Origin of the sequence: Leptospira langatensis (genome assembly GCF_004770615.1) — a bacterium.
GTDB lineage: Bacteria > Spirochaetota > Leptospiria > Leptospirales > Leptospiraceae > Leptospira_B > Leptospira_B langatensis.
Map to the genome: position 1 here is coordinate 426,902 of NZ_RQER01000004.1, position 12,165 is coordinate 439,066.

10 protein-coding genes are annotated in these 12,165 nt (G+C 44.6%); 3 read left to right on the top strand and 7 right to left on the bottom strand.

Features of this window, described 5'->3' with window-relative positions; all coding sequences use genetic code 11:
* The first annotated feature begins 23 nt into the window (after nt 1–23).
* Nucleotides 24–530 carry a methylated-DNA--[protein]-cysteine S-methyltransferase gene (locus EHO57_RS06090; protein WP_246050555.1) on the top strand — a complete coding sequence of 169 codons (507 nt, stop codon included), beginning with the start codon at nt 24–26 and terminating at the stop codon, nt 528–530.
* On the opposite strand, the gene EHO57_RS06095 is transcribed toward EHO57_RS06090, so the two are convergent.
* Genes EHO57_RS06095 through EHO57_RS06105 form a run of 3 tightly spaced genes read right to left on the bottom strand, consistent with a single transcriptional unit; the run spans nt 502 to nt 4,541 of the window.
* On the bottom strand, nt 502–1,770 hold the full coding sequence (locus EHO57_RS06095; RefSeq protein WP_135643819.1) for an amidohydrolase family protein: 1,269 nt from the start codon (nt 1,768–1,770) through the stop codon (nt 502–504). The two genes, EHO57_RS06090 and EHO57_RS06095, sit on opposite strands and share 29 nt — an antisense overlap.
* A 14-nt stretch (nt 1,771–1,784) precedes the next feature.
* Complete coding sequence (locus tag EHO57_RS06100; RefSeq protein WP_135643820.1) at nt 1,785–3,932, bottom strand: tetratricopeptide repeat protein; 2,148 nt, start codon at nt 3,930–3,932, stop codon at nt 1,785–1,787.
* 30 nt (nt 3,933–3,962) lie between these two features.
* Nucleotides 3,963–4,541 (bottom strand): LIC_10572 family protein, encoded by a 579-nt coding sequence (locus tag EHO57_RS06105; RefSeq protein ID WP_135643821.1) that lies wholly within the window; start codon nt 4,539–4,541, stop codon nt 3,963–3,965.
* A gap of 203 nt (nt 4,542–4,744) precedes the next feature.
* Here EHO57_RS06105 and EHO57_RS06110 point away from each other — a divergent pair, with 203 nt between their 5' ends.
* Both EHO57_RS06110 and EHO57_RS06120 read left to right on the top strand, forming a co-directional pair.
* Nucleotides 4,745–6,034: a homoserine dehydrogenase gene (locus tag EHO57_RS06110; RefSeq protein ID WP_135643823.1), complete on the top strand. Its 1,290-nt coding sequence runs from the start codon at nt 4,745–4,747 to the stop codon at nt 6,032–6,034.
* A 267-nt stretch (nt 6,035–6,301) separates the two neighbouring features.
* Nucleotides 6,302–6,673: an STAS domain-containing protein gene (locus EHO57_RS06120; RefSeq protein ID WP_135643826.1), complete on the top strand. Its 372-nt coding sequence runs from the start codon at nt 6,302–6,304 to the stop codon at nt 6,671–6,673.
* On the opposite strand, the gene EHO57_RS06125 is transcribed toward EHO57_RS06120, so the two are convergent.
* From EHO57_RS06125 to EHO57_RS06140, 4 genes are all read right to left on the bottom strand, one after another.
* On the bottom strand, nt 6,674–7,363 hold the full coding sequence (locus EHO57_RS06125; protein WP_135643828.1) for a phosphopantothenoylcysteine decarboxylase domain-containing protein: 690 nt from the start codon (nt 7,361–7,363) through the stop codon (nt 6,674–6,676).
* A gap of 8 nt (nt 7,364–7,371) precedes the next feature.
* Nucleotides 7,372–7,911: a phosphopantothenoylcysteine decarboxylase gene (locus EHO57_RS06130; protein ID WP_135643830.1), complete on the bottom strand. Its 540-nt coding sequence runs from the start codon at nt 7,909–7,911 to the stop codon at nt 7,372–7,374.
* Between the two features lie 36 nt (nt 7,912–7,947).
* A complete protein-coding gene (locus tag EHO57_RS06135; RefSeq protein ID WP_135643832.1) occupies nt 7,948–9,273 on the bottom strand; it encodes a hemolysin family protein in 1,326 nt (441 codons plus the stop codon).
* A gap of 221 nt (nt 9,274–9,494) precedes the next feature.
* On the bottom strand, nt 9,495–11,978 hold the full coding sequence (locus tag EHO57_RS06140; protein WP_246050558.1) for a tetratricopeptide repeat protein: 2,484 nt from the start codon (nt 11,976–11,978) through the stop codon (nt 9,495–9,497).
* Nucleotides 11,979–12,165 lie beyond the last annotated feature (187 nt).

Sequence of the window (12,165 nt, forward strand, 5' to 3'; positions counted from 1 at the left end):
TCACTTCTCGGATTGATACCCCATTGGGCGTTTTGCTTGCCGGCGCCGTTCCGGAAGGGATCTGTCTTCTGGAATTCACAGAGAAGGAAAGGATCGAAATGCAATTGGCAAGGTTAGAAAAGGCCTTCCGTTGCAAGATCGTTCCCGGAGAAAGTCCCTTCTTCCCCAGATTAAAACTCGAACTGCAAGAATACTTCGAAGGAAATAGAAAAGAATTCACTGTTCCATTTGTCATCCAAGGATCTGAATTCCAAGAAAAGGTTTGGAAGGCCTTACTTTCCGTTCCTTACGGAAAAACAAACTCATACGAGTCCCAAGCCGTATTCGTGGGAGATATCAAATCCATCCGAGCAGTGGCTAAAGCGAACGGAGAGAATCGGATCGCAATACTTGTCCCCTGTCACAGGATCATAGGAAAGAACGGAAGTCTTACCGGCTACGGTGGCGGACTCTGGAGAAAGCAATTCTTATTGGATCTGGAAAGAAGGAATTCGGACGCTCCTACCTTACCGTTTTTCCAAGATGAATAACGGAGCGAATGCTTCCTGGAAAAGTAAATCCTTCGAACGGAGACCAACCGCTCTTACTTTTAATATCTTCTTTTTTGAATGTAGTCGGAGTGTTGAAATCCAGAACAGTGAAGCTTGCACAATAGCCTTCTTCAATTTTGCCGAAACCATTTCCGAATTCCTTAGGTAAGAATTCTTTTACGAAGCTCCCTGGATTTTCAGAACAGATCTCTGCGATCTTCTCCAAGGAAACTCCGGCTGATTTATGCAGCCAAGTCACGAATAAAGCATACGTATCTAGCTGGGAAATCCCGGAAGTTCCTTTCAACTTTTCTTCAATGGAATGAGGAGCATGATCGGTAGCCAGATAATCGATCCAACCGTCCTTCACTCCTTGTAGCAATGCGTTCTTGTCTTCCGGTCCTCGAAGCGGCGGATTCATTTGGAACCAATGGCGGTTCGAATCGTTGAGCATGCTTCGATCGAAGTACAAATGAGTAGGAGTCACTTCACAGGAGACCTTTACACCCTTTTTCTTAGCGGCGATGATCTTTTGCAGTCCTTCTTCCGTGGAATAATGGCAAAGCTTTCCGACTAGTTCATACTTCTCTATTAAATAAAGAGCGAAGTCGGTAGCCAGAGTCTCCGCAATTGCAGGCCTGCGATCCTCATGGTATTTTGCTTCCTGATTCTGCTCCAGGATCTCGGGATCTTCGCAATGAAAACTAACGTTGCATCCTTTGTAATGACGGATCGTATTCTCCAATTGCTCATTAGAATAAAAAAATAGTTCTCCGATAGAAGGTCCCATAAACGCTTTATATGGGACATGAGAATGCAACGGCTTCGTATTCGGACCAATTCCCGCATACAAAGTAATTCGAATAGGGGAATGATCCGCAAGTTCCCTTTTCTTGGCGTACGTTCTATCGTCCGTGGGAGGGATCGGGTTATTGGGCATATCCGCAATATGGATCACCCCTCCGTTGATTGCAGCAAGTCCTGCCGACTGAAAGTCTTCCTTGTATTTATGTTTTCCGGACTCATCTTCTCTTGCGTGAACGTGTATGTCCCCGAAACCGGAAAAGATAAGATACTTTTCCGGATCGAAGGCTAACTCGTCCGACTTAGGATCTTGTATTAGAACATTCTTATGTATAGAATTGATTAACCCGGTACTAGGATCCAGATCCAGGGTTGCCAGATAGGAGCCCTTGGAGTCTTGGAACTTCCCGGATATTCTTCGGATCGTAGAGGCCATACGACCAAACTCTCCTACACGCCTTTTTTTTCTATCGCATTCAATAGCTTCGTAACCGCAGGAGAGGATCCCTGCTCTCTTCTGATCTCGATCGCAAGTTCCTGAGCCTCAGAGAGTCGATTCGCATGATAATACATTTCCGCAAGATGAAGCTTGTTTTGTATATGCTGAGGCAAGATGGACCTGACTTCTTCCGCCAATCGAATTGCCTCTTGCAGATCTCCGATCTTCTTAGCGCAATAAGAAAGAATAAAAAGCATTTCCGGGTCTTTCACGACTCCCATGGATCTCAACTCTTGTGCAGCTAAGTATGCAGTCTTGTAATCCCGGATCTTGAGCCCGAGCTTTAGGATCAACTTAGAGCGGATCGGATGAGGCTCGCTCTGGTTCTGTAGATCGATTAGCATTCTCCTCAACTCTTGGGGAGAACTGGTGTATTTCATTTTATTCGCGATCTCTTTCCAAGAAGAGCGAGACCCGTTCCGAGGATCGAGTTCCGTAGTATGCCATGCTTCTTGATCGGAACCGGAACGAATGGATTGGATCATCCGATTGAATTGATCCGCAAGACTTCCAATCTCGTCCCAGGCCTCGGGATGCAATTCCCTTTGCAGATCTCCTTCTGTGGCGAGTTCCAATCCGGAATATAATCTTTCCAGAGGATGCAATAAGAAGAAGGAGAAAAACGCGTTTGCGGCAATGGAAAACAAAAGCAGACAGAGTAAAAATGCAATAAGAGGTTTTTTAAGAAGTCCGGTCTCAAAAGCCAGGTATTCTCCGTAAGGGATCCCGATTTCCTTTGTCTGCGTCTTTCCAGGAGATTTATGTATGATAGAATAATAATATTCTTCGGAACCTATGCCTGTGATCCGTCTGAATCTAGGCTCGCCGTCTTGGACTAACTCTCTCATTTGTTCTAAAACAAGGGCACGCAGGGCTTCGCCTTCTGCGGAAGAATTCTTAACGGACTCGGAAAGAATTCTCATGAATTGGGCAAGCTTCTCATCCTTCCCTTCGGAATTCAGAACATCCAGGATCCAAGCTCTGATCCCTTTTTCAGGAAGATTGCGTATCTTCTTACGGACCTTCTCCAGACTTTTGGAAAAATCCATTAGATTTTCCGAATATTTTTCGGAATTTTTCCAGGACTCCGCTACCTTTGAATAAGCAGGATATTCTTTGGAGATCGAAGAAGGATTTTCCCATATAAAGGAAAGTATTAGTTCTTTTCTCGATTCCGTAAATAAAGAAGGTTCCAAACCTCCGGAGGCGGAAAGAATGAAGCCGTCGTTATTCTGTGCAGTCAAGGAATACGAATCAGAAGAAAGATCCTGAGCTTTCAATCTCTCTCGAACCGTATCTCCAAAAGACTCCAATCCAGGTTGTATAAAAAGCCAACTGCTTCCTTGAAAAACGAATAAGAGCAATAATATGATCCCCAGTAAGATGGGAGCTCTTAGGCTAAAAGCTTCTCCGGAAGCTCTTAGATGTACGAACCATGCCAGGAATAATGCAACTAAGAAGATAGGATTCCAAAAAGACAGGGCAATAGCTCTATCGATCGGAAAAGCAATCTCCTTGAAATGATATAGGATCGTAGTTCCTAAAAGAAGAAGAAAGGGCACCCAAACGGAAAGTGCCATCAATCGAACATCCAATCTATGTGCTTCGAAACTTCGCCACACCCCAAAGCACAAGGTCGAGAAAAGATAAACGATCCCAATCCAAGCAATGATCTTCTCATCCGTTCTTCGGATTACGTCGAAGACCCCTCCGGAAAAGTCGTAGACCGGTCTGCTAAAGATGGTTCCCACTATATGCAGTATCAAAACGCTTAAAGCAAGAAGGTAACCCACTCCCAAAAGTATTCTTCCGGTGCGGATCGTTGCCTGGGGATTCAGTAAAAAGAAATATAGACTTAAGTGAGCGAAGACCAAGAAGGCGGAAGGCAAAGCCACCCATCTATGCAAAAAAGAAAGAGGATGATAAACAGAGGTCCCGACTAAAAAGGAAAATTGCAGAAGGGCGCAGTATAGAAATACCCAACCCAAATGCTGCGTAGTCTCCAGCTTTTCCCTTCTTGCCAGAAGAAAAAAAGCACAGAGACCGGAGAGAATGAATCCGGTAAGATAGCTAACGCTAGCGAAGGTCAATACTGCCATTTCCTACCCTCCGGAAATCTTTGGTTCGATCTATTTCACGCAGATCGCAGCGAATTTATGCGAGGTCTCGCTGGACCCATATTCGCCTGTACTCAGATTGACAGTCGTATAATCACCTTTATCGCTCGGACTAGTGGACCAAAAGACTCCTGCCGATTTGAGCTTCTTATCCGCTCTTTTAGAGAAGCTTTTCAGTTCCTCTTTGTCTGGTAATCTTTTGCGTCTAGAAGAACAATATTTCACTGCATCTTCCCAAGTGACGGCTTCTCCCGCGGACTCGTCCCAACCGTGTTTTCCGTAAACGGGGGTCTTATCCAAATATTCGCGAACAATAAAGTATCCGAAAAACAAGATCAATGCAACTGCGATAAAACCGATGATCTTGACCCAGGTGGAAGATCCTCCACTCGGCTGAGCAGATCTCATCGGCAATTCTTTCATCGTTTCCGAGATCTTAGTGGCGACTGTTTGTTGCTGGTGTCTGTTGGAACGACCGTGATCCGGTCTCTTCTTATGCTGCTGCTGACCCCGGTTTCCCCCTGGGTGTTTATGGGAAGATTCTTGTTTTTTCCCGGCTGATTTGCGAGGGGGCTTACGACGATTCGCCATAAAGAGGTTATCCTTTCATTCGGTGGATTTGAGCGGCGATCTTAACAAAGCCGACTCGACGGATCTCTAAGACCGTCTTCAAATAGATTCCTACCAAGAGTAGGCCATTTAGTAAAGAAAAATCCATACAAGCTTAAGGAAAGCCCCTGCCCAATCGGAAAAAGGTCGAATGTTTCGAGTATGCGAGAAAGGATTGTCCCAGAATGCAAACGATTCGGATCGGATTAATAGGCGCAGGCACCGTTGGCTCGGGAGTTTTAAAAATTCTTTCGGAAGAATCTTCCAGGTTTGAAAAAGAATTCGGCTTATCTGTTCAAGTACATACAATTTGCACGCGTACCCCTTCTAAGATCGCTCCCCTTTTAAAGAATTTTTCCAAAGCAAAAGTAACAGAAGATTACAAAGCAGTCGTAGGAAACCCGGAAATTGATCTGGTTTTAGAGCTTGTAGGAGGTACTACAGTCTCCGAAGAGATCGTACTCGAGGCCTTAAAATCCAAGCAAACGGTCGTTACCGCAAACAAGGCATTGCTCTCCGAAAAAGGAGAAGGCATTTATAGAGCCGCAGAAGAGAATTCTACCGAGATCGGATTCGAAGCGGCAGTAGGCGGCTCCATCCCCATCATTCGAGCTATTCGGAACTGCATGGCCGGAGATAGAATTTTAGGACTTTACGGTATTCTAAACGGAACTACCAACTTCATTCTTTCCAAAATGGAAACGGAAGGTTTGGATTACAAAGAGGCTCTTGCTCTAGCGCAGGAAAAGGGTTTCGCGGAAGCGGATCCTAGCTTCGATGTAGAAGGAATAGATACGGCTCATAAAATAAGTATACTCGGGTCCCTTGCCTTCGGCGAGAAAATTCCTTTACAGAGCATTGCAATCGAGGGAATAACAAAGATTACGCGATTGGATATCGCCTTTGCCTCCGAACTAGGCTATAGGATCAAGTTATTAGGACTTGTCCGTAAATTGGACGGAAAGGTCGAAGCTAGAGTGCAACCAGTGATGATCCCAAAACATCATGCCTTCGCAAGTGTGATGAACGAAACAAATGCTGTGTATTACAAAACGGCATTTGCGGGACCGGGTCTGATCGTAGGAAAAGGAGCGGGAGCTCTTCCTACTGCGTCTGCAGTGGTTTCGGATCTGATCTTTTACGGTCTGCGAAGAGGGAAACATCTTCCGGGCGAAAAGAACAGATTCCCCAAGGCATCCATATCGGAAGCGAATCAAACCGAAGCTAGGTATTATCTGAGGTTTAACACCTTGGACCAGCCGGGAGTTTTGGCCGAAATCGCAAAGGATCTAGGAACTAACGGAGTTTCTATTTCTTCGGTTCGACAAAACGAATCCCAAAAAGAACCGGTTGAAGTAGTGGTCGTTACCCATCCTTGTGTGGAGGCTTCTATTTCAGCCTCCCTGGGTAGGATAGACGCGTTAGAGGTGATTTTAGAGCCTTCTATTGCGATCCGTCTGGAAGATAAGCTATAAAGATGTTCGAATGTCCGTCTATCCTCTCTCTATGGAAAGGTTTCGGGGATTCCCATTTGGATTTATTTTTGGATATTGACGGGATTTCTCGTCCAATCACCTTCGGAACGGTACCTCCTTGGTATCTGCTCCAAAAGGAAAATCGAGAATACTTTTTCGTGGAAACGCAAAAGCCCATTCTACACCGGAAAACGTCTCCGGCTGGACGGAATTAACCGCATCCATAAAAGACGGGATACTGACGCTATAAGCTCGGACTGGATAAAAATGGCAAAAACGGAATTCGAAGGCCTGTTCATAGAAACTAGTAAAACATCAGTGGGGGACAAGGAACTCCTGGTCGTCACCATGAACGGAAAAGTGACGAATACGAACGCTTTCGAAATTTCCAGAAAGATCAATTTCGTTTTCGACGAAGGGATCTACGAGATCATATTGGATCTGTCTTCTTTGGAATATATCAATAGTGTAGGAGTTGCTACCCTACTCACTCTGATCAAGACTGTGGACCAACATAACGGAAAGATCGTGATCGGCGGTCTGAACCATTTCTTAGAGAATGTGATCCGATTGATGGAACTTCCCAAAAAAGTGGCTATTTACCATACTTTGGAAGAAGCCAAAGCAGTCTTTAAATGATCACGGGGACAGTTGTCCTTCCTTAGAAGCAATATTCAAATATTCTAAAATTTGAGCTGCAATCTTCTCCTTAGAAGCTGGTCCTAATTCCTTTCTAGAACCTTCCCTTCCGAAAATGATCACGCTGGTATCCAGATCCCCGAAACCTTTGGAATCCTTGCCCACATAATTTCCTACGATAAAATCCAAATTCTTTCTTTCTAATTTACCTGTGGCATTTTTATCCAGAAGATCGGTCTCCGCAGAAAAGCCCACTCTCAATATATGTTTCAGATTCTGAGAAACCACTTTCTCATCTACGGAGAGAAGAATATCCGGATTCTTAACGAGTTCCAAAGATAGAGTTTCGCTTCCTTCTTCTTTCTTGATCTTGGAATCGGTAGAATTCTTGGGACGGAAATCCGCAGGAGCGGCCGCCATGATCAATACAGAAGAAGATTGCATTTCCTTTAGAATAGCATCCTTCATTTCTTCCGTGGTTTCTACCTTTACCACTCTAGCGCCTTTAGGATTGGAATATTGAGCCTCGGTTAGGCCTCTCACGTAAACCACTTCGATCCCGAGATACGCAGCCTTCTCCGCCAAACAGAAGCCCATTTTGCCGGAAGAAGCGTTGGAAATAAAACGTACTGGGTCGATCCACTCTCGAGTAGGTCCGGAACTTATTATAATTTTTGAATATTTATCCAAGGGAAAAACTATTGGGAAGATTTGTTATAGTACTCGATGATCTTCTTTTGCATCACAGGAACGTCGGCCAATTTTCCGTAACCTTCGTCACCGCAAACCACCACTCCTTCCTGAGGATCCAGGATAATGACCCCGTCTTCTTTCAAACGGGCCAGGTTCCTTTGAGTGCTGGGATGAGTGAACATATTCGGATTCATCGCAGGTGCCACTAACACAGGACATTTCGCAGCAAGATAGGTAGAAGTTACAAGATCGTCCGCGATCCCGTTCGCCATTTTCGCGATCAAATTCGCGGTAGCAGGGACCACAGCAATCACTGCGGCTCTGTTTCGAGCGTCTATATGGGCCATTCCGTGCTCGTATTCGTCTATCTGGACTTTTTTGCCGGTAAGAGCCTCGAAGGTGATCGGACCTATGAACTTGGTCGCATTCTCCGTCATGATCACGGAGACAGGATATCCTTCTTTTACAAGATTACGAACCAACTCGCAGGCACGAAAGGCCGCGATACTTCCGCTGACTGCAATTAGAATATCCTTCTTTTCCATTCTTACAAAGTACGAGCTGTCGAAAGGATTTACAACTTAAATCGCAAAGGAAGAAGGTCTGGAAAGTCTAGTAAATCGAACTGTCATGATCTTATTCCCGTCCATTTTCTCAACAGTCAGTATTCCTTCCGGGATCTTAACTTCGGTCCCTTCTTTAGGAATATCTTCTAACTTATCCAAAATAAATCCTGCGATGGTACGGATATCGTTCAGTTCTTCCTCTTGGATCCCTATGAGGATCTCCTTGAGTTCGTCCAATTCCGTCTCTCCGTCTATATCGAACGCATCAGGAGAATGAGAAGGAACAGCATCCGTTTCATGATCGTCGGTCTCGTCTCGGATCTCACCGAAGACCTCTTCCACAATATCTTCCATGGTCAAGAGGCCGGAAACTCCGCCATACTCGTCTACGACGATGGCCATATGCTGTTTCGCAGCCCTTAATTTTTGAAGTATCTTCTCTATGGACATTCCTTCCGGAACGACGATCGGAGGCTGCATGATAGAAGTCACTTTCGTAGACTTCTTATTTCTCTTGGACTCGGAAAGCCAGGCGAGAAATGCCTGAACATGTATGATACCTACTATATTATCAGTCGTTCCTTCGTAGACAGGATAACGGGAGAAGTGATGTTCCGCGATCACCACGAGTACTCCGTCCATACTGGTATCGGCAGGAATTCCCACAATGCTCAAACGATGTGTCATTACATCTTTAGCAAGATGCTCGGAGAATTCGAAAGTCTTTTTGATGATCTGGAATTCTTCCTGATCTATATTTCCCTGTATGTTTTGTTCTTGGATCAGGATCATCAACTCTTCTGGAGAATGGATGATCCGATGGGAATCTTCCTTAAAACCGATCCTTTTCAGGAGAAAGGAAGTCATCCCGTTCAAGAAGAATGTGATCGGAAAAAATAGATAATAAAAAAAGAATATAGGAACACTTGTGACAAGTGCGAGAGTCTCCGTCTTTTGGATAGCGACCGTCTTAGGAAGCAACTCTCCTAAGAGAATATGCAAGAAGGTGATCAGAGCAAATGAGATCGCTACCGCAACCCCATGAGCGGTCACATCCGAATAACCCGCATAATGAAAGATAGGAAGGATCCAACGAGAAAGATAACCTTCTCCCACCCAACCGAGGAGTAGACTCGCGATCGTGATCCCGACCTGACAGACGGAGAGCATGTCGTTTAACATGGTCGCAGCCTTCTTTGTGATCACGGCCAAGGGTCGATTTTCTCGGATCATCTCCTCTAAGCGAGAAGGTCGGATCGAGACCAATGCGAATTCTGCGGACACGAAGAATCCATTGGCAAAGATAAGGAGAAGAATAACGAAAAATCCGATCACGTCCATTAACGACAAGATCTTCCGAAATTCAGATTTAGGTTGGTAACTAGTTCGAAAGAATAAAGCAAGGTGGGGGAAAAATCTATATGGTCCGGAGAAATCCGGATTCTACTATCGGGGTCCATCTGATGTAAATGATACCATCCATGAAAAACCATGCGTTGTCGAGTGTTTTGGAACCGAAAAACTTGAAAAATTCGTAACTACTTCGCATAGGAAATGCATGTTTATTCTGCATTTCGGACCATCTTCAGAACCTTAGAATTCAGGTTCGGGTCCCCATTCTCATTGGCCAATCGCTCCAGTAAGTTTATGTCGGATTCGGACTCAGGATTCCAAGATTTAACATAGTACAGTCGAGAAGTGCCTGTACTCAGCCAGAACCTGGCCCAGTCCAGAAAATCCTCAGATTTATCTCCCCAACCGGAACCGCTTAGGGAATCTTTCGTGAATACGATACGATCCGGAAGATTCCTAAAATCCAATCTTCTCTTCATTTTACGAAAAGCGAAAGTATCCGGCCCACAGGACCATTCGTAATCCCTAAGTCCGCTCGGAGACTTGTTAGAAACCTTGATATTCCAAAGCAAAAGAGAGGACTTGCCCTGAAGGACTTTTATTCCTTCATAATATTGTAATGAAATAGGCTGCCAACTCAGATGACCTTCGCCTTCCGGCAGATTCTTAGGAGAAAGATTCTCGCAAGCGGGAATATATACCTTCTTTGCATGATCCGAGTCTTCTCTCTTATCGAATCTACGGAATAGTTTGATCTCCGAATCCGGGAATTCCTTCTTCAAATAATCTACAGCTTCTATTCCGGAAGCGTTTAAATAGACCTGAACCCGATCTTTCTTAGAGAAGGAATCCATTGCGGACCTCAAAGCAAACTGAGCGGTATAGCTCGTGGCATTATCCGTATTCAATTCTTTGAATTCCAACTCGGAAGAATCCCCGTCCTTTTGGAATAAAAAGACTCTCTTATCTTTTACGAACAGAGCTAATAACGGCTGGCTGATCTTTTTGAAATTCGCATTAGAAATAGGATCCAGTTCCTCTCTGATTCGAGCCGCTTCTTTTGCCCGGATCTCGGACCAAGAAGAAGTCCAAGGCTCTCTTCCAGGCGGATAGAATCCCTTGTATTTGAGAGATCTCATATGACTTCTCACAATACCTAACTCTACCGGAGAATCCTCTTCTTGTAGTTCCAAGTTCTCTTCTGAATGGATCAAGAAAGAAAGAAGATCCTGATGATATCCATGTCTAGAATAGAAATCGATAGCTGAATTCTCCAAGTTCTTCGTTCCAAAAGAAGGAGGAAGATAATTCTTGATTTCGTATACTTTATCGTCCGGATAACCTGCAGCGGCAATGCGGATCGCCTGATCCAAAAAGGATTTTACTCCTCTTAAATTCGTAGATTCCTTATGAGAAAGAAAAAGCCCATTCAATCGGATCCACTCCTCCTTGTAAGAAGGATCTTCTCTTAGGATACCGGCAGCCTTTGTGAATTCTATGATCGCTTTTCTAAGATTGTTCGTCTTTAGCTGCAGGAAACCGTGAAGCAGAGTTGCGGAGTATTCTACTCTTCTCCAGCCTTTGCTTTGCGCAAGAAAGCTCAGATCCATGGCAAGTTTTGCCGCAACCTCAGGTTCATCTTCGGAAAGGATCTGTATGATCCTAAGTCTGGTCGATAGATCATCCTCGGATAAATTCTTAGGAGTACTCACGGATTGCAGAGCGTCCACTGCCTTATGGGAATTCTTGGATCTCCAAACCGCAATAGATACCAGATCTCTCGCGCTGTTGATAGAGATAGATTCTCCCAATAAAGGATGTAGGATCCTTGCAGACCAATGCAGGAAATCCAAATTCAAATAATAGTCCAGCGCTCTGGAAGCATCTCCTTGTAAATAGGCAAGAGTTCCCAATTTCAAATAGAGAGAATTCTTATACGAAGTCGTTATCTCTCCTTGGCGATCTATGATATATTTTAGGACCTTCTCCGCTGCGTTTGCATCCCCATCGATCAAATAATAATACGCAAGTTTCTCGTAAGAATACGGTACCAGCCTCCCTCCTAGATTCTCGGACACGATCCCGATCTTGGAGAATTGGATCGCATCCCTGGCAAATCCTAACTCGGCCAAGTAATCCGAGATCCCGGGTAGAAAATGAGAAAGAAAAGGAAGATGTTTTAGCTCCTTCTCCTCCGGATCGGTGACTCCCGGATATGGGGAAAGTATTCTCTGCAGATTGGTATATTCCCTTTCATGACTCGAGTCACCGGGCTTCATGTCCGCAAGATATCCGCCTAAGCGAAGCATCCTGCAAAAAGAATAGTATGGTTTCTTAATGGAGCATTTTACTTTTTCGGAAGGCTTTTTATAAAGAAGAACGTTACGAGTAGATTTAAGCAGATCGACCAGATACGGATCGTTTGCAGGAGCGTTCCAAGCTTTGAGGCCTGCCTCTCCCTTGCCCTTCTTGGAAAAATAAATATCCTCGAAATACTGCAGGATGACTTCTGCAAAACTGAGATCCTTATCCTTTCGAATGGCTCCCATCAGATTGGAGAATTTTCCGGAGTCCTTGTTTAAGAGCAGATATTCTCCGGCAACGATAACGAACTCAGATCTTTGGGCCGGACTTAGGCTTTCCGGAATAGAATTGAAATCGGTTTCCTTAGTTAAAACCGATTTTCCATCCATCAAAAAGGAGAAGTTTCCGGGAGCCCCGGTCCAGCCGTACTCGCCCCGAGACTGAGCGGACAAGGATTGGCAATAGGAACAAAAACAAATTAATAAAAATGGAATGTACTTAATGAAAAGGCGGGATTCGCCTAGTTTACGAATATTTAAAATTGCGTTTTGCAAGGGAATCGATTTCGTTCTTAGA

Excerpts from the sequence above, each read along its gene's own strand:
- EHO57_RS06120 (WP_135643826.1), top strand. The coding sequence starts at position 6,302 with ATGGCAAAAACGGAATTCGAAGGCCTGTTCATAGAAACTAGTAAAACA.
- EHO57_RS06100 (WP_135643820.1), bottom strand. The coding sequence starts at position 3,932 with ATGGCAGTATTGACCTTCGCTAGCGTTAGCTATCTTACCGGATTCATT.
- EHO57_RS06095 (WP_135643819.1), bottom strand. The coding sequence starts at position 1,770 with ATGGCCTCTACGATCCGAAGAATATCCGGGAAGTTCCAAGACTCCAAG.
- EHO57_RS06105 (WP_135643821.1), bottom strand. The coding sequence starts at position 4,541 with ATGGCGAATCGTCGTAAGCCCCCTCGCAAATCAGCCGGGAAAAAACAA.
- EHO57_RS06135 (WP_135643832.1), bottom strand. The coding sequence starts at position 9,273 with ATGGACGTGATCGGATTTTTCGTTATTCTTCTCCTTATCTTTGCCAAT.
- EHO57_RS06130 (WP_135643830.1), bottom strand. The coding sequence starts at position 7,911 with ATGGAAAAGAAGGATATTCTAATTGCAGTCAGCGGAAGTATCGCGGCC.
- EHO57_RS06140 (WP_246050558.1), bottom strand. The coding sequence starts at position 11,978 with ATGGATGGAAAATCGGTTTTAACTAAGGAAACCGATTTCAATTCTATT.
- EHO57_RS06110 (WP_135643823.1), top strand. The coding sequence starts at position 4,745 with ATGCAAACGATTCGGATCGGATTAATAGGCGCAGGCACCGTTGGCTCG.